Here is a 17,506-nt window from a genome sequence, read left to right as displayed (position 1 = left end):
CTGGCCTTCCGCAGCCGTTGCCCCGCTCATCCATCAAATCGTACGAATGTTTCCGACAAGGAAAAACGACGGCTTCATCCATAGATATTTAGAAAAGATGCTTGGGATACTATCCTGAGCATCTTCTTTATTCGGCGCTGGTCCCTTCCAGCCAACTATCGTTAATGACTCAATTGGCCTATAATAATAACTGGAGGAAACAGGACTCGTCAGCATTCGCTTAGGCCCGGTTGAATTCAAGTCAAGCTTCGATGGTGAATAGGTTCTCCGTGTTACTTCGTGTTAGATATAGGTTTTATGAATATCCACGGAGTTGAAGAAATTCTATCTCGGAAGAATACCTGCCCTGAATCGCGATCGCTCAGCCTTGAATTTGCCCCGATCGGTTTCCTTATCCAAAGTGGAATTTTTGAATTACCTCTTAATAGTTATCTCAGAAAGGAAGTATCAAATACTTATGAACGCTAAATGGTCCGGACTTGAAGAAAATATGAAGCAATCCGGGATCGATACCATGCTCATTACGGATCCCAAACATGTATATTACTTAACGGGCTTTCTGAGCGACCCCCATGAGAGATTTCTGGGAGCCATATTGCAGACTGGCCATGAGCCATTCCTGCTCGTTCCGGCCCTCGATGAAGAAGCCGCCTGTGCGGCGGCGGATATTACCGATATTATCACGCATCAGGATACCGATAATCCTTATCAGATATTAGCAGCAAAGGTACAAGGCAAGATCGGAACATTGGGTCTTGAGAAAGAAAATCTGTCCATGGCCCGCTATGAAGCGCTGCAAGAAGCCCTCTCCTTCTCGTCAAGCTTCGATGTCGGCCCTTGGCTGCGTGAGCTGCGGATGCATAAGTCTCCTGAGGAAGTCGCGAAGCTGCGCCACGCCATTTCCCTGATCGAGCAGGTATTGCAGGCGGCGCTCAAGCAGGTGAAGGAAGGCGTGTCCGAGAATGAGATGGTAGCTGAGGTCGAATACCAGATTCGCAAGCTGGGGGCAGACGGTCCTTCCTTCGATTCGATGGTATTATTCGGTGAGAATGCCGCACTGCCACACGGAGTTCCAGGCAAAAGACAGCTGCGCCGCGGCGATCTGGTTATGTTCGATATCGGCGTCTACGCAGACGGCTACGCTTCGGACATTACTCGCACCTTCGCCTATGGAGAGATCACGGACGAACAGACCCGGATCTACAATACCGTACTTGCCGCCAATGAAGCGGCAATTGCCCACATTCGTCCCGGCGTTACTTTCGCCTCGATCGATAAAGCAGCCCGAGACTTGATTACCGAGGCGGGTTACGGGGAATATTTCCTGCATCGCCTTGGTCATGGACTCGGCATCGATGTTCATGAATTCCCCTCCGTGCACGGATTAAATGAACTCACGCTCTCCGCTGGCAACGTATTTACCGTCGAGCCTGGTATCTATGTTCCCGGGATCGCCGGCGTCCGGATTGAAGACGATGTGCTGGTTACCGAAGCCGGCGTTGACGTGCTGACCCAATTTCCGAAGCAGCTCACCTTTATCGACTAATCTGCCATAAGCAACATCGTGCTCTAGTCAACAACAAAACCTCCAGAACGCGCGAATGCGGCCCTGGAGGTTTTTTGGCTATTATTTCACTTGATCGAGTTCCGGCTCACCGTCCGGATGGAAGTTGCGTGCAATGTACAGAAAAGGCGTACCCACCGCGGTCAGTGCAAATTTTATTATATAAGTAGTGAACAGAATTTCGAGCCATACGTCAAAGCTGTATTTACCAATAAAGGCAATTGAACAGAAGATCAACGTATCGACAAAGGAACTGATCATCGTGCTTCCGTTGTTCCGAATCCAGAGCTGATTGCGCAAAGGATAGAAACGGCGAATCCAAGAATACAAGCGGATATCGAGAAACTGACTGATGAAATAAGCGGTCAAGCTGCCCAGCGCCAATCTTGGCATCAACCCGAAGATCGTCTTAAGCGAAGCTTGCGCCAGATCACCTGGCTGCGGCTGGAACACAAGAACCATCTGCATCAGAATCGTCGTCATAATCAGCGTGAAGAAGCCGAACCATACCGCCTTCTTGGCCTCTTGACGCCCATACTTCTCATTTAGCAAATCACTCGTCAAATACAGGCTTACATACATTGTATTGCCAAGTGTCATCACAATGCCGAACATGTCAATCGTCTTAACGACTTGAATATTGGCGATAACCGTGGCAACCCCGATCCAGGCATATAATCCCTTCTTGCCGAACCAGCGATAACAGATCAGGAAGAAGGTGAGATTTATGAGCATATATATAAGGCCCCAGAAAAAGTTAAACATAACATGCCTCCTAGTTTTGGTTACGCGGGATGGTTACGAACCGCGGCTGATATTCAAATCAGCATTTTCTACGATAACATAGCTTTTCGCAAGTTGCCACCCTATTATTTCTTCCATTATAGAGTTGTACAAAAAGTTTGTTTTTAATCAATAAAACAGGCCCGGGAAACGGCTAAAATTCACTATCTCGAAACAATGAAATCGCTATCAATAAAAAAATAAATAATATCATTGTTTAAATGTTTCATTTTATCTTACAATACCTTTATATGTCTTTTATTCTAATGCATCATACATAAATAGGTATTAAGAACTAGATTAATAGAAACTCAGGGGGATATCAATGCGAAAATTTAATCACTCCATTGGTCGCAAATTTATGCTGACTTTTGCGGTCATCACAATCCTGTCATCCATTTTATTCAGCACAACCTTCTATTTTATTGCCATGAGTATTATTGACGAGAATGTACTTCCTCAATTCGATGAGGTTCTGCATACAAGCTCCAGGGATATTTACAAAGGACTTGATAATTCACAGGCTCTTCAGCTTATTAAAGGCAACGAAAATTCCCGCTTTGCCGTTGAGTCTTACCTCAGCAAGAAGGTTGAGGAATTCCATCTGCATACCGCTTATCTTCTCGATGTCCAAGAAGATAAGGCAATCGTAATCGGAATCAATAAAGATTCGATCATGAAGGTTGGAGACGAGCTTGAGATCCATGAAGCGATGAAAGTACAAGATCCTGGCAAACTGAGCGTCAGCGAGCTGTACAGCGATCAATACGGCGTGCACAAAACGGCCTATATCCGCCTGTCCGGCAGCACGGCTGTTCTGGCTGTAGGTATGGATGCAAACTTTATCAAGCAGAAGGAAGATCAGATTCTATGGACCGGAATCGTGATCGCTGCCCTTGTCATTGTGCTGGCGCTGATCGCAGCTTATGTGAACAGCAAACGCATTATCAAGCCGATCAAGAATTTGGCGGCAGTAACCAGACAAATGGCGCAGGGAGATTTAACCCAACAGATTACTATTACGGGACGCGATGAGATCGCGGAGCTCTCGGCCAGCTTCCAAACGATGATTACCGAGCTAAAGGAAATGATCACCAAGGTTCAAAATAGCTCCCACGGGGTGATCCAGGGCTCCGATCAGATCTATCAATCTGTGAATACCTTCCAGAATTTGATCGAGCATTCCGGCAATTCGATGCAGGAAATTGAGAAAGGCAGCACCATCATCGCCGGAGCCGCCGCAGAAAATGCCCGTGCGATGGAAGAAATCTCGTTAGGAATTCAGCATATCGCCGGCTCCTCGGCTGAAGTGACGGAACGCATCGGTCAAGCTTCAGATGAAGCTGACAACGGGAATGAGCTGGCCAAATCGGCAACCGGTCAGATGCAGCTTGTCGAGCAGGCCGCCGCAGCGCTGCTCACGCATATTTCAACTCTGAACGAACGTGCTTCATCCATCATTCAAGTCGTAGATTTGATCTCAAGTATTACAAAACAGGTTCATATCCTGGCGCTGAATGCAGCGATTGAAGCAGCACGGGCTGGAGAGCATGGCAAAGGCTTCTCCGTCGTCGCCGAAGAAATTCGCCTGCTTGCTGAACAGACGAGGGATGCCACAACGAAGATCAGCGAATACTTGCTAAGCATCCAGGAAGAGACTGTAAGCTCGATGCAGACGATGCAGCGTGCCACCCGTGAGATTAGTTCCGGTACGGAGCAAGTGAATCAGGCAGAGCTGGCGTTCAGCCATTTGACCGAGCTGATCTCGGAGATTAACTCCAGCGTTCAATCCGTCTCGGCGGCAACCGAGGAAATCTCGGCCAGCACGGAGGAAGTCACCGCCTCTGTTGAAGAATCGGCTAATATAACCGGGAAATCCCTTCTTAGCATCGAAGAAATCTCCAACAACACCAGCCGACAAATCGAGGAAATGAAGAACCATGTAGGAGCGATTGAACAGCTCCACCGCCATGCTCTTTCCTTAAGCGAGGCTGTAGATAAATTCAAAGTTTAAATGAGATCAGTAAACCAAGAAGAACCGCCGGAATTAATATTCCAGCGGTTCTTCTTGGTTAAAGACCTACCTGCCTCTTACAGTTCATTCACCGAGACAGCCTCGGCCAGCTTCTTCTCGGGTCTTTTCCAATACGATTCATTACCGGGAAGATCATCAAACCAGGCTGCATCCTCCGGACATTCAAGCACCATGAACTTCCCATATTCATCCTCACGGGATTGATGATATTTCAAGTACGCCATTCCGTGCTCGATCGCCAATATTTCGATTTTGCCGGATGTATGGCTCATCGATAAGCGAACGCGCTTGCCCAGACCGGAAGTACGGGCCTTAGCCCCTTCCACCAGTTGATAGGCCCGCTGCAGCGGAATCACAAAATCGGAGTTGCCGGCGACCGGGCGGTTGATGAAGAAATAATAAGGCGTCACGCCTGCCCAGGACAATTTGTCGAGCAGTTCCCCAAGCACCTTCTCATCATCATTAATTCCCTTCAGGATCGGCGTCTGATTCACAACGATGGCTCCAGCTTTATGCAGTGCCTCGAAGCATTTGCGCGCTTCCGCCGTAATCTCCCGCGGATGATTAATATGCGCCATTACATAAATGCGCTTCTCCGCTGAGGAGAATTCAGAGATCAACTGCAATAGATCAGGATCTTCATAGATCCTCATCGGATTGAACACAGGGATCTTCGAGCCAAGCCGGATGATCTTCACATGATCGATCGCCCGTAGCCGTTCGAGGATAATGCGCAGCTTGGAGGTCGCAAGGATCAGACTGTCCCCGCCCGTCAATAACACATTGTTGATCTCAGGATGCCTGGAGATATATTCAATCCCCGGCGTGACATCAGCCATCGCTTCCTTCACATCATTGCGGAATAACCGCTTGCGGAAGCAGTAGCGGCAATAAGCGCCGCATACCTCAGAGACGATTAGAAGCGCCGTTGTCCGGTACTTATGCTGACAGCCGGGTACGACATAATTCGTATCCTCGTCAGAAGCATCCCAGCGCCCATATTCGCGCAGTTCCCCCGTATTCGGAATCACTAGCTTACGAATCGGATCCTTAGGATCGTCCCAGTCAATCAGGTTCAAATAATAATCATTTACCCGGAACACGAATTTGTCAGTAATCGGACGCAATTGCTCCCGTTCCGCCTGGGATAGCTGCGTCACCCTATCGATATTTGTAATGTACTTCGGGCTTGCCATACACCATCTCCTCCTTTATCTCAAACAACATCGCCGATTCGTAAAGAAGAAGCATGGAAACCAAAGATGACAGTGCAGCGCAAGGCATTAGATGCCGAGTAATAACGGGTCATATTGCTTACAATTTAAAGATTCATAAACGCAAAAAGACCCGTAACAGGGTCATTGCAAAGCGGTATAAATGATGACCCATCCACTGCTGACGAGGTTAGCTGACGGACTCGGGAAAGATGGTTCCCTACGTGTATTTACAACGATTCGCCCCAAAAAATGGTTCCCCCGCTTTTCGACTTTACCATTCGAAAATTAAGCGTATATTTATCGTATTACAAATGTAAGCGTATGTCAAAACTAAGGATTCTTTGGAAGGCCCGCAATTTCATATATTTGATCCATATCCAGATGGCCTCTTACATGATCGGCAAGTCGGTCAAACGCCCTCTCACGCCTGGCCGCAGCGGAAAATGTCGCAGCCAGAGGCTCCAGCCCTTTGGCTTGTCTAATGCCATCCAACCAAGCCCGGCGATACTCATCACTATTGAAAAGACCGTGTAAATACGTACCAAACACTCGCCCATCCACACGGCAGACGCCCTCCGTGCGTTCCCCTCCATCAGCGCTTTCAACCAGGAATAAGGACATTGCTTCTTTCTCCCTGTTATCTATACTTCCTGTTGTACCGTGTGAGTTCGCTACGGTGTCAGAGTTCGATGACTCTAAACCAAACCCAGCCTGACTTGAGTATACCGTCTCCCCGGAGTGAATTTCGTAGCCGCCAACGGGGATAACGGGCTCCGTTGAATAAAGGCGGAGCGAGGCATCAGGTAGAACATGTCCTGTGGTGCGGATTGTTTTTTTGCCAGGGAGAAACGTCGTTGTCAGCGGCAGCCAGCCAAGTCCACGGGATCGCTTCACCTTGCCGGATTCAACAGCCTCCGGATCAAGCAGTGCATCCCCAAGCATCTGGTAACCGCCACAAATACCGACCAGTTGCGAATGAGCGCTGCGCTCCAGATGCTGCTCAATTGCCCCATCCAGCCCCTGTTCCCGTAGAAATGCCAAATCGCTGATCGTATCCTTGGAGCCCGGAAGGATGATTACATCCGGCTCTCCTAGCTCCGCCGCTCGCTGGACATAACGCACAGACACATCCGGCTCTGCGTCCAGCATGTCGAAGTCCGTAAAGTTGGAAATACGCGGATAACGAATCACGGCAATATCGATATCGCGGCCCTGCTTAGGTACCGAAGCGTAGGAGTCGAGAATGACTGAATCCTCAGCCTCGATCTCCAAATCCGGCAAGAAGGGCAGCACTCCGAGGACGGGGATGCCTGTCCGCTGTTCCAGCCAATCCAACCCTGGCCGAAGCAGCTCCAGATCGCCTCTGAATTTATTAATGATGAAGCCCTTCACCCGGGCTCTCTCTTCAGGCTCCAGCAATTCGAGTGTTCCGACCAGAAATGCAAACACCCCGCCGCGATCGATATCGCCGATCAAAATAACCGGAGCTTCCGCCCATCCAGCCAGATTCATATTAACGATATCACGCTGCTTCAAATTGATCTCCGCCGGACTTCCCGCACCTTCCAGCACAACGAGATCGTATTCATCCCTCAGTCGGTTCAGAGCCTCCATCACGATCGGCCGGGCCACGGGCAGGAACTCCTCGCGATATTTCATCGCGCTCAGATGCTGATAAGGCTTGCCGTGAACAACGATCTGCGAGTGCATATCTCCCGTCGGCTTAATCAGGACGGGATTCATATCCGTTGTCGCCTCGATTCCACAGGCTTCAGCCTGCACGCCCTGTGCGCGCCCAATCTCCCGGCCATCGGCGGTAACATAGGAATTTAGCGCCATATTCTGCGATTTATAGGGCGCCGTCCTGAGTCCGTCTTGAACGAAAATTCGGCATAAGGCAGTCACGATGACACTCTTGCCTACATCAGAAGCCGTTCCCTGCAGCATCAGCACAGCGCCCCGATGGCTGGAATCTCCGCAATTCCGCTTTGTATCTTTTTCCTTTATAGCAACTTGCTCTCTTCCTAAATCCTCTTGCCTCATCGATCAAACCTCCACTTCACTCATTGAAAAAGCAAGCAGGCGAGCAGTAGCAATACCGCCTCCAGCCCTTCATTGATTGCGCCGTAGGTATCGCCCGTCAAGCCACCCAGCCTTGCACTCATCCGGCTCGCCATCCAGGAACCGACGCCCCAAGCTAATAAAGGAGCAAGAGCATAATAGATCATTGGGCTGATCATATTCAGATCTCCCCATTGCGGCACGGCGGCCAGCAGAAGCAGTCCTGCCGATAGCACCAGAGCCAGTAAAGTCGCAAGCAGCGTATCCCGGACACTTTGCCCCCGGAATCGTCCGGCCAATCCTTCCCCGCCGCGCGCGGTCGGCCAATGGCGCATCGCCAGCGCCATGAACCAGCGGCTCCATACAGGAGCCGTCATTATGGCTGCTCCCGATACATACAGTCCGCGGCTCAGCAGTGTGGCAAGCAGCGACATTTTCAAGAGCAGCAGCAGCACACAGGCTAGCACACCCATCGCTCCAACTCGGCTGTCCTTCATAATCTCCAGCATTTTCTCACGGGGACGATAGCTCAGGAACGCATCGGCAGAATCCATCCAGCCATCCAAATGCAATCCTCCGGTCAGCCAGACCCAAGCGATCAGCAGAAGGACCGAGACCGGCAGTACAGGCAGCGCCAGGCTAGCCAGCACACCGATGATCCAAATAACAATGCCGATCGCCGCGCCGACGAGCGGATAATATTTGGCGCTCCTCTTCAGCAACTCCGGTGTAAAATCAAGCTCGGCTCGCACCGGAAAACGCGATAGAAATTGAAAAGCGGCCAAAATTGGCCGTCCTTGTTGTCTCATAATCGATACTCCCTGCTCTTGAGTTCAATGGGAATTCCCGCAGTGACGAGAAATACTTGCTGCGAAATCTCAGCCATTTTGCGATTCATAATTCCAGACAAGTCCCGGTAGACTCGACCCAGACGGTATTCAGGCACGATGCCATCCCCGACCTCATTCGTCACTAGTACCAGATTGCCGGAATAGGACGAGACGACCGAAGCTAATCGTTCGATCTCATCCAGTACCTGCTGCTCCACCTCCCGCCCGTCGCCATATGCGAGCAATATATTAGAGAGCCATAATGTGAGACAATCCACCAATACAACAGGTTCGTCTGCCACAGGCTCATTGATCGAGGAAGAACTGCGATCGTTCGACTGAGCCAACTCGCATAACAGCGCGGCAAGCCGCAGCGGCTCTTCCTTCGTCTCCCAAGCAAAACCGCTGTCCACCCGGACGCTCTGATGCAGCCTGATTCGCTCCCGCATCTCATCGTCGAATGCTTGTGCCGTAGCAATATAAATCCCTCGCTCCGCCTGTTTCATGCACCATTTCTCGGCAAAAGAGCTCTTGCCGCTTCGCGCCCCGCCGGTCACCGTAATGATCATACGGATGCCTCCGGCCCAGTCCCTTCGCCTGTAGAAACCCCGGCACTCTCGAAGGTCGCCATCTCCGACATTACACGGCAGATCGCATCAATCAGATGCAGCGCCAATACGCCGCCAGTCCCTTCGCCCAATCGCATGTCCAGATGCAGCATCGGGGCAAGCCCCAGCTCACCAAGCAGCTGCTCATGCCCCTGTTCATGCGAAGCATGCGAGGCGATCATATAATGCGCAGCCTCTGGGGCAAGGCGCTGCGCAATTAATGCCGCTGCACTGGAGATAAATCCGTCAATGACGACCGGACAATGGTGGGCAGCGGCAGCCAGAATCACCCCGGTCAGGCCGGCGATTTCGAGCCCGCCAATCTTGGATAGTACATCCAGCGGATCGTTCATATCCGGCTGGTTAACATCAATTGCCTTCTGGACGACAGCAATCTTATGCTGAAGGCGTTCGTCATTAAGACCCGTTCCCCGGCCAACGCATTCCTGCGGCGATTTTCCGGTCAACACGCTCATCACTGCCGCACTGGCCGTGGTATTACCGATCCCCATCTCGCCGGTCACGAACAATCTTGATCCGTTGGCTACTGCCGCCTCCACCGTATCGATTCCCGCCAGTACGGCCGCTTCCGCTTCCTCACGGCTCATCGCCGGACCTTTGGCCATATTCGCTGTCCCATAGCGGATCTTCTTCATAACAAGCTCCGGGTGTGACAATTTGGCATTTACTCCGATGTCCACGCACATCACCTCGGCTCCGGCTTGACGAGCCAGCACATTCACTGCTGCTCCACCGGCCAGGAAGTTATGTACCATCTGCGGAGTTACCTCCGCTGGAAAAGCACTGATGCCTTCCTCGCACACACCATGATCAGCAGCCATAACGATGACAGAACGCTTGGATAAATCGGGATGTACCTTCCCGGTAATTCCCGCTAGCTTCACGGCCAGATTCTCCAGCTTCCCGAGGCTCCCCGGCGGCTTGGTTAACTGATCGAGATGCTCTGCCGCAGCTGCTGAAGCAGCCTCGTCCGGAGCTGAGATTTTATCGATAACTTGTGCGATTAAATGATTCATGTGTATATCCCCTTCCTGATGCGTGATATGCGACTATACCATAACTATATCACTAATATTGCAAGATCCTGCTGCAAAATATGAACTAGCGATGACCTGTTCACCAGTTTAGATGCTCTATCATTCACTACTAGTTTCCTTACGCAGCAATAACTGGGGCTCTCCGTGATCGGGGTGAGCAACGATATGAGACTGCACCTGAAATACCGCTTCAATCAATTCAGAATTAATAATTTCCGCAGGTGAACCTTCTGACACAATTTTCCCCTGATGAAGCACAAGCAAATGGTCGCAATACAGCGCGGCCAGATTGAGATCATGCATGACCGATACGACCGTCAAGCCCGCTTCACGCTGCCAGCTGGCGACCAGCTCCATAAACTGTGTCTGATGTCGGATATCCAGATAAGTCGTTGGCTCATCGAGCAGGACGATCTCAGGCTGCTGGGCCATCACTTTGCCCAAGGCCACCCGCTGCCGCTGTCCGCCGCTTAATACATGAAGCGGCCGATGAGCCAGAGCATTCAGCTCAAGCTTATCCATAATACCGTCCATTAGTTGCCGAGCGGCTTCACTATCTTCTCTGCCGCGCCAATTCTGGAACGGAAACCGCCCCATCTCAATCACTTCCCGGACAGGATAGGCTACTGCCGGAAGCCCATCCTGCTGCAAAACCGCCAGCTTGCGCGACAGCTCCTTGCGCCCGTATTCGGCAATCAGCCTGCCATCCAGGCTGATCTCGCCGCGGTTCGGCTTCTCTACTCCGGACAAGAGGCTGATCAACGTTGATTTCCCGCTGCCATTTGGACCGATGATGCCCCAGAACTGCCCGCGTTGGACCCGCCAGTTTATATCCTCAAGTACGGACAAACTTCCATATGATTTATCAATATGCCGCACTTCAATCAACGCATCTCCACCTCTCTTTCCTTCTTCTTGCGATACAGCAAGTAAGCGAAGAAAGGCGCCCCTACGAAGGCTGTGACAATTCCCAACGGTATCTCGATTGGCGCCAGCAGCGAACGCGCTGCCAGATCGCTCCACATCATGAAGATGCCCCCGCCAAGCGCGGAGAGCGGAATAATCAGGCGATAATCAGGACCCGTAATCAGGCGAATAATATGCGGTACGACCAGGCCGACAAAGCCAATCACTCCGGATACCGAGACAGCCGCTGCCGTGAGCAGCGTGGCCACGAACAACACCGATAACTTGGTAAATTCCACATTGAGTCCCGTATGGGTGGCTTGTCGCTCGCCAAGCGCGAGCAAATTCAGCGTCCTGGCCCGACTCCAGAGATAAATGAACCCCAGCGCCAAATATGGCAGCAGGATGGCCGTATACGACCATCCTCGCAAGCTTAAGGAGCCCATCGTCCAATATAAAATTTCATTCACCGTCTTCTTCGACATCGCTGTCAGAAAGGAGACGACAGCCCCGAGGAAAGACTGCATCACAACGCCTGATAGAATCAAATTCTCGATCGGTATTTTCCCGTTCTCCCGAGCCAGCCACATCACGATCCATAACGTTAAAGATCCTGTTAAAAATGCAACAGCCGGCAGTGTGAACACTCCGATTACGGAGTACTGCCAGCCAAGAAAGATTAATACTGCGGCCCCTAGCGCTGAGCCCGATGACACGCCAAGTGTAAATGGATCGGAGAGCGGATTGCGCAGTACTCCCTGAAAAGCAGAGCCCGCTACCGCGAGCGAAGCGCCGACCAGCAGGCCCAGCATCACTCGCGGAAGGCGAACCTTCATAACAATCTGTTCAGAAGCCATGCTCCAATCCGGAGTAATATGATCGCCAACCCACGGAATATGATGCGCGAGAATGGCGATAATCTCTCCGGCCGGCAAATATACCGAGCCAACCCCGATACAGATCAAGACGGTGATTGCGAGCAAAGCAAGACCTATGATTCCGTATCCGGCCAGCTTCGTCCTCATGGCTGCATCAATTCCGGATAGATCGCTTTGGCCACTTCAATCAGTCCTTGCGTTACGCGTGGGCCCGGACGGCTAAGCAAATTATCATCCAGTCCGATAACCTGATCATTTTTCACAGCCGTAATTTGATCCCAGCCGCTGCGTCCTTTTACAATCTCGGCCAAGGTCTTGTCATTTTCAATTACGCTCTTGGCATACAGAATCACATCAGGATTTGCCTTGATGATATTCTCTTCGTTGATCTGGCTCCAGCCTTCTATATCGGAAGCAACGTTAACGCCTCCGGCGAGCGTAATCATCTCGTCCATAAACTCGCCTTTACCAACAGTCCAGCCTGGCGAGAACTCGATATATACTTTTTTCTTATCTTCTTCTTTAACCGATTTTACGGCTTCTGTTACTTGGTTCAGCTCATCCTGCATCTGCTTTACAACTTGCTCCGCCTCAGCTTGATGATCCGTAATTTGTCCAATCATCTTAATATGGTCCATTACGTTATTCACTGTCTTCGGATTGGATTTAAATACTTTAATCCCGAGATCAGTCAAGCTCTTGATCGTCTCTTCCTTGATCATCGTCCCTGTTACAACGACAAGATCCGGTTCAGCCGCTACAACGGATTCTACATTAACTTGGAAGCCGCCCATCTTCGGCTTGGACAACGCGGCTTCCGGGTAATCATCATTATCGGAGACGCCGACAATCTGCTCGTCCAGACCGATTGCGAACAAACCTTCCGTTTCCGAAGGAGACAAGGAGACAATCTTCTGCGGAGCCGCGTCAAATGTAACCTCCGTGCCGAAATCATCCTTTACCGTAAGCGGGTAGGCCGTATGCTGTGCTTCCCCTGCATTTCCGCTATTGTTGCTCTGTTCAACAGCCTGATTCGTGCTGTTATTTGCCGCCCCGTTCGCAGCATTATTCGTTGAATCATTGGTGCCACATCCTGCAACGACCATAATGACGAGCGTCAGTAGGGCGGCCGCCCATATTTTTCTCCAGTTCTTCAAGTTTTCCCTCTCCTTTTGAATAATTTTTTGTTCTTGCTTTTGTTCTTGCTTTTGTTCTTGCTTTTGTTCTTGCTTTTGTTCTTGCTTTTGTTCTTGCTTTTGTTCTTGCTTTTGTTCTTGCTTTTGTTCTTGCACGCCATTGCTTATGCTTGGAGTCCTTGCAAGTGGTGTTCAAAAAGGTCGCCTTTCAGCACCGAGGCTCCTGCTTCCGGCAGGATTTTTTAATTTCTGATCAAAAGCGGACTTTTTGAAACTACTACAACAAAAAGAAAACCCGATCCGATAGGATGGGTTACGTCTACAAAGTATTATGTCTGATCCGGACAGAACAAGTAACCTCCATACGCAGATCAGCATCTTTAGCTTAGCAGAACGCCATCCTTTCCTCGAAGGACCGTCTCATATACTCGCGGCAGGTCTCCTGACTTACAGGTTAAGACTTGAAGCCCGCCTTCCCATCAACTTGAGCGCTGACAGTGGCAAATTAGGCTTCGTTCCTGTTTACAGTGGCGGGACCGCGCCGGACTTGCACCGGCTTCCCTTTTCACCCGAGCGTATGGCGTCATGCGCCGCTAACTCAGGACCAGCAAGTATTTTTATTCAATTAATCAGCTCGAAGCAAGGCTATCTTCTCTATTGGATTATAGGGGAAAAGAAGATTGAACACAATATCCAGAGCCGTTCATATAGCTCTATCTACTGCAGCAATTCTGCATTAAGATGGCCTTAACCCCCCTCACTCGCTCCTGCACAGCCATACATTGCGAATAAATGAACCTTTCAAGATTTTCCCTTGATCCATTACCGTCAGACCGGCCTCGCGAATCTCCTCCTCAAGCGGCTCTGAAGAGACAATCACCGAACGGATGCTAATTCGCTTCAGACTCGTAAGCATCCTAATCCGTTCATCTCGTGGAAGCACCGAACAGAGATTATAGGGCATATCAAGAACCGCGGCGTCGTAATGTTCAGTTATGTCGTTCATATCACCGATCTCTACCAAGCCTTTCGACTCATAGCCAAAATGGTGCAAATTCACACGTGCGCCCTTAATCGCCAGCGGATTAATATCCCGACCGACCATGTCGATCCCCATCGACAACGCCTCGATCAGCACATTGCCCATGCCGCAGCAGGGATCGATCAACCGCAAGCCATCCGGTTGAGGAGCCGCGATATTAACTAATGCGCGAGCAACTGCGGTGCTGAGTCCTGTCGAGTAATTTTGCGGCTTATGCTTATGCTCCAGCCAGACTGAACGTGCCGGATGACAGACCCCCAGCGTCCAGCGCCCGTGATGAGAGAGCAAGCCATAGATCAGATCCGGCGTACGCATCTCCGCCTTGCCGCGAATCACACTCCCAACCTGACGCTCCATCTGCCGCTGCTCGTCAAAGCTGCGCGGATCACCATTTTTGATATATTTTACTTTAAATGTCCTATCCTGAAGCTCCAGCTCAGCTGCCTGCCGCAGCAGTTCCTCCCAAGAAACCTCGCTAATCCATACATCCATCCTCAGCGACAGATAAGGACTGCGGCTCGGATCGATTACAATGGACGTATCCACAAATGGATACGGTCCAACAGGATCAACAGCATATCCAAATAGCGCCTGAAGCTCCATCCTGCACAGATCACGCTCTGTCTCATGACAGGCAAAAGGGTAAATATATCGGCTGGAACTCTCCATTTGCTGCATCAAATCTCTCATTCCTCTTTTGACCAATTGAATTCCTCAGAGCACCATCATACCCCTTTTCCCCGCAAAAAGAAAAGCTAGAGACTAACCCGCGATGGCCTCATACGCTGTAACATTCGAATCTCGATAAGATAATCGTAATTGAGCGCACTTATAAGGTCGTCCATAGGTTTCTTCTCCTTGTTAAAGGCTGGATTTCCCTTGCAAGAGCCTCATACACTGTAACTCTTGAATTTTAATAAGATAAGCTGTAAACAGGGCTCATGTATGAGATCGATCATAGGTATCTGTACATTGTTAAAATCTATAACCTGCCTCCGCGATGGCCTCATACGCTGTAACCTTCGAATCTCGATAAGATAATCGTAGTTGAGCGCATATATTAGGTGGTTCCTTGAGTATCTGCTCTTTGTCCTAAGAACCTAACGGAAATGAGGTGCGCTATTTGAACAAAAAAGCGATTTTAGAAAATCTAACGGAAATGAGCGACCTTATTAGGGGGAATTTCTACGAAATTGATTGTTTTATCAACAAATAGCGGAACCCCTTTCCGTTACAATTTAATAGGGGTCAAATTAGGGGAAATAGAGGCTGTGAGTTCCGTTAGAACAATCTGATATCCGACAACCAGCAGTCCGACAATCCCACAACCCAACAAGTCAGCAATCCGACTATCTAACAAGCCAACAAGTCAACTAACCAACTAACCAACAGTCCTGCAATCTATCAATTCAATTAACCAACTAACCGGCAGTCCTACAATCTATCAATTCAACAATCTAACAAATCAATGATCCAACCAGCCCACAAGCCGATAGTCTAACGATCCAGCGATCCGACAGGCCAACCATCCATAAATTTATAGATTCAACAAGCCAACAGTCCCACAGCCCTGCTGCCCTACCGCCCAGCAATCTAACGGCCCAAAAGCTAATAACTCAACAGATAACACCCAACAGCTAATCCAATAAGCTGATAAGGCAAACCGTGGGGTCGACCGACCACCGTCATGCAGCAAAGGACCGCGCGCAGTCCCCTGCGCGCAGTGCGAAAAAGGACTCCATAGACGCATAAGAAGAGGCCGCGTAACGCAAGTTACGAGACCTCTTCTTATAACTCTTCTATAAATATCTGCCTATCGGCGCACAGGCGCTAAGCTGATCACGCCATAACGACCCAGCACTTTGCGGCCGAACAGGCCAAACAGGCGATCGGTTATAAAGCCCATCAGGCCCAGACTGATCAGACCAACGAAAATCCAGTCTGTCCGGAAGAATAAGCGCGAGTTCCAGATCAGGAAGCCTACGCCTTCGTTCGAGGCAATCATCTCTGCCCCGACAATGGCCATATAGGAGGTGCCCATGGCTAGGCGTACACCGGTGAACATATACGGCGCGGTTGCCGGAATGATGACATAGCGGACGATCTGCCATTCGGATGCCCCCATACTGCGGGCTGCGCGGATCTTATCCTCTTCAACGGCCAGCACCCCGGTCAAGGTGTTCATAATGACGATAAATAGAGTCGCATATAGAATCAGAGCGATCTTGGATTGCTCGCCGATTCCGAACCAGACGAGGAACAAAGTAATAAAAGCGATCGGCGGAATGAACCGGATAAAATTGAGAAAAGGTTCTGCGAAGGAACGGATCGCTGCAACCTTCCCAATAAGCAGGCCCAGTGGAATCGCGATTAAGCTGCCAAGCGCCCAGCCTGTAAATACCCGGTAAAAGCTGATGCCGATATATTGCAAAAGCGACCCGTCCTGCAGCAGCTCCCGGGCCCCAGCCGCCGTATCAAGCGGACCAGGGATCACCTCCGGGCCGTACAGCAGTGAGCCCGTTTCCCAGGCCGCCAGAGCGAATATCCAAATCAACAGGAGGCTAATGCCTTTACTTCTCCATTTGCGCATATATCTCCCTCCTATTCCTCGAAATGCGACTGAATCAGATGGTAATATTCATAAAATTCCGCAGCAGTCACATCGCGTGGATAAGAGAGCGGAATCTCGTAAATCTGCGAGATGTGCGAGGAGGGTCCCGGCGACATGATGCCAATCCTTCCGCCGAGCAAAATTGCTTCCTGAATATCATGGGTCACGAATACAATCGTCTTGTTCGTCTGCTGCCAGATTCGGACAAGCTCTTTTTGCATCGTGCGACGCGTCATCGCATCAAGTGCACCGAAGGGCTCATCCATAAGCAGAATCTCGGGATCATTGGCGAGTACGCGGGCCAGCTGGACCCGCTGCTTCATCCCGCCCGACAGTTCCTTCGGGAACTTGTCACTATGACCGTTCAACCCTACAAGCCCGGTATAGTAATCACTAATTTCCCGGCGCTTCTGCGGGGGCACCTTTTTCATCTTCAGGCCAAATTCGATATTTTGCCGCACGGTTAACCAAGGGAACAACGAAGAATCCGCCTGTTGGAACACAACCGCGCGATCGCGGTCCGGCTTGTGAATATCCTTGCCCCCGACCCGCAGGCTTCCGCCCGTCTTAGAGACGAATCCGGCTATCATGTTCAGCAATGTAGATTTGCCGCACCCGCTTGGGCCAAGTAATATAAAAAATTCACCGCCGCGAATTACAAGATTTACATCCTTGATAATGTAATGAAGCTCCCCGATACCGCCTTCGTTATAGCTCTTATTCAGTTGCTCGATCGTTATGGTATGAATCGGCTTGGCTGCGGACATACTCAAATCC

14 protein-coding genes and 2 riboswitches are annotated in these 17,506 nt (G+C 50.4%); of the genes, 2 read left to right on the top strand and 12 right to left on the bottom strand.

Going from position 1 to position 17,506, the window contains the following annotated elements:
* The first annotated feature begins 457 nt into the window (after nt 1-457).
* A complete protein-coding gene (locus DMN77_RS11620) occupies nt 458-1,546 on the top strand; it encodes a M24 family metallopeptidase (RefSeq protein ID WP_179015074.1) in 1,089 nt (362 codons plus the stop codon).
* Between the two features lie 81 nt (nt 1,547-1,627).
* Here the strand turns inward: DMN77_RS11620 and DMN77_RS11615 are convergent, their stop codons facing one another.
* Complete coding sequence (locus tag DMN77_RS11615) at nt 1,628-2,329, bottom strand: queuosine precursor transporter (protein WP_179015072.1); 702 nt, start codon at nt 2,327-2,329, stop codon at nt 1,628-1,630.
* Nucleotides 2,330-2,672: 343 nt separating this feature from the next.
* Here DMN77_RS11615 and DMN77_RS11610 point away from each other — a divergent pair, with 343 nt between their 5' ends.
* Nucleotides 2,673-4,361: a methyl-accepting chemotaxis protein gene (locus tag DMN77_RS11610; protein ID WP_068780087.1), complete on the top strand. Its 1,689-nt coding sequence runs from the start codon at nt 2,673-2,675 to the stop codon at nt 4,359-4,361.
* Between the two features lie 77 nt (nt 4,362-4,438).
* Here the strand turns inward: DMN77_RS11610 and DMN77_RS11605 are convergent, their stop codons facing one another.
* From DMN77_RS11605 to DMN77_RS11555, 11 genes are all read right to left on the bottom strand, one after another.
* Complete coding sequence (locus tag DMN77_RS11605) at nt 4,439-5,578, bottom strand: KamA family radical SAM protein (RefSeq protein ID WP_179015071.1); 1,140 nt, start codon at nt 5,576-5,578, stop codon at nt 4,439-4,441.
* A 182-nt stretch (nt 5,579-5,760) separates the two neighbouring features.
* Nucleotides 5,761-5,901: riboswitch (cyclic di-AMP (ydaO/yuaA leader) on the bottom strand.
* Between the two features lie 28 nt (nt 5,902-5,929).
* Nucleotides 5,930-7,546, bottom strand: coding sequence for a cobyric acid synthase (locus DMN77_RS11600; RefSeq protein WP_179015263.1), 1,617 nt, complete (start codon nt 7,544-7,546; stop codon nt 5,930-5,932).
* A 116-nt stretch (nt 7,547-7,662) separates the two neighbouring features.
* Nucleotides 7,663-8,469, bottom strand: coding sequence for an adenosylcobinamide-GDP ribazoletransferase (cobS, locus tag DMN77_RS11595; RefSeq protein ID WP_068780085.1), 807 nt, complete (start codon nt 8,467-8,469; stop codon nt 7,663-7,665).
* A complete protein-coding gene (gene cobU / locus DMN77_RS11590) occupies nt 8,466-9,059 on the bottom strand; it encodes a bifunctional adenosylcobinamide kinase/adenosylcobinamide-phosphate guanylyltransferase (protein ID WP_179015069.1) in 594 nt (197 codons plus the stop codon). The genes cobS and cobU overlap by 4 nt, the downstream gene beginning before the upstream one ends.
* Nucleotides 9,056-10,135 carry a nicotinate-nucleotide--dimethylbenzimidazole phosphoribosyltransferase gene (gene cobT, locus DMN77_RS11585; protein ID WP_068780083.1) on the bottom strand — a complete coding sequence of 360 codons (1,080 nt, stop codon included), beginning with the start codon at nt 10,133-10,135 and terminating at the stop codon, nt 9,056-9,058. The genes cobU and cobT overlap by 4 nt, the downstream gene beginning before the upstream one ends.
* 120 nt (nt 10,136-10,255) lie before the next feature.
* A complete protein-coding gene (locus DMN77_RS11580; protein ID WP_372775847.1) occupies nt 10,256-11,035 on the bottom strand; it encodes an ABC transporter ATP-binding protein in 780 nt (259 codons plus the stop codon).
* 5 nt (nt 11,036-11,040) lie between these two features.
* The gene (locus DMN77_RS11575) at nt 11,041-12,087 is read right to left on the bottom strand and encodes a FecCD family ABC transporter permease (RefSeq protein ID WP_068780081.1); all 1,047 of its coding nucleotides are present in this window, start codon (nt 12,085-12,087) and stop codon (nt 11,041-11,043) included.
* On the bottom strand, nt 12,084-13,097 hold the full coding sequence (locus DMN77_RS11570) for an ABC transporter substrate-binding protein (RefSeq protein ID WP_256872358.1): 1,014 nt from the start codon (nt 13,095-13,097) through the stop codon (nt 12,084-12,086). Before DMN77_RS11570 ends, DMN77_RS11575 begins: the two co-directional genes overlap by 4 nt.
* A 394-nt stretch (nt 13,098-13,491) precedes the next feature.
* A riboswitch (cobalamin riboswitch) is annotated at nt 13,492-13,701 on the bottom strand.
* A gap of 132 nt (nt 13,702-13,833) precedes the next feature.
* Complete coding sequence (locus DMN77_RS11565; RefSeq protein ID WP_256872367.1) at nt 13,834-14,796, bottom strand: TRM11 family SAM-dependent methyltransferase; 963 nt, start codon at nt 14,794-14,796, stop codon at nt 13,834-13,836.
* Nucleotides 14,797-15,931: 1,135 nt separating this feature from the next.
* On the bottom strand, nt 15,932-16,708 hold the full coding sequence (locus DMN77_RS11560; RefSeq protein ID WP_179015064.1) for an ABC transporter permease: 777 nt from the start codon (nt 16,706-16,708) through the stop codon (nt 15,932-15,934).
* 11 nt (nt 16,709-16,719) lie between these two features.
* Entirely contained in the window at nt 16,720-17,496 is a 777-nt protein-coding gene (locus DMN77_RS11555; protein WP_068780077.1) for an ABC transporter ATP-binding protein, read from the bottom strand.
* Nucleotides 17,497-17,506 lie beyond the last annotated feature (10 nt).

It is taken from the genome of Paenibacillus sp. 79R4, assembly GCF_013393165.1.
In the GTDB taxonomy this organism is placed as follows: Bacteria; Bacillota; Bacilli; order Paenibacillales; family Paenibacillaceae; genus Fontibacillus.
This window is presented reverse-complemented; position numbering and strand designations above follow the sequence as displayed.

Excerpts from the sequence above, each read along its gene's own strand:
- cobS (WP_068780085.1), bottom strand. The coding sequence starts at position 8,469 with ATGAGACAACAAGGACGGCCAATTTTGGCCGCTTTTCAATTTCTATCG.
- DMN77_RS11555 (WP_068780077.1), bottom strand. The coding sequence starts at position 17,496 with ATGTCCGCAGCCAAGCCGATTCATACCATAACGATCGAGCAACTGAAT.
- cobT (WP_068780083.1), bottom strand. The coding sequence starts at position 10,135 with ATGAATCATTTAATCGCACAAGTTATCGATAAAATCTCAGCTCCGGAC.
- DMN77_RS11560 (WP_179015064.1), bottom strand. The coding sequence starts at position 16,708 with ATGCGCAAATGGAGAAGTAAAGGCATTAGCCTCCTGTTGATTTGGATA.
- DMN77_RS11600 (WP_179015263.1), bottom strand. The coding sequence starts at position 7,546 with ATGCTGCAGGGAACGGCTTCTGATGTAGGCAAGAGTGTCATCGTGACT.
- DMN77_RS11620 (WP_179015074.1), top strand. The coding sequence starts at position 458 with ATGAACGCTAAATGGTCCGGACTTGAAGAAAATATGAAGCAATCCGGG.
- DMN77_RS11575 (WP_068780081.1), bottom strand. The coding sequence starts at position 12,087 with ATGAGGACGAAGCTGGCCGGATACGGAATCATAGGTCTTGCTTTGCTC.
- DMN77_RS11615 (WP_179015072.1), bottom strand. The coding sequence starts at position 2,329 with ATGTTTAACTTTTTCTGGGGCCTTATATATATGCTCATAAATCTCACC.
- DMN77_RS11605 (WP_179015071.1), bottom strand. The coding sequence starts at position 5,578 with ATGGCAAGCCCGAAGTACATTACAAATATCGATAGGGTGACGCAGCTA.
- cobU (WP_179015069.1), bottom strand. The coding sequence starts at position 9,059 with ATGATCATTACGGTGACCGGCGGGGCGCGAAGCGGCAAGAGCTCTTTT.
- DMN77_RS11610 (WP_068780087.1), top strand. The coding sequence starts at position 2,673 with ATGCGAAAATTTAATCACTCCATTGGTCGCAAATTTATGCTGACTTTT.
- DMN77_RS11565 (WP_256872367.1), bottom strand. The coding sequence starts at position 14,796 with ATGCAGCAAATGGAGAGTTCCAGCCGATATATTTACCCTTTTGCCTGT.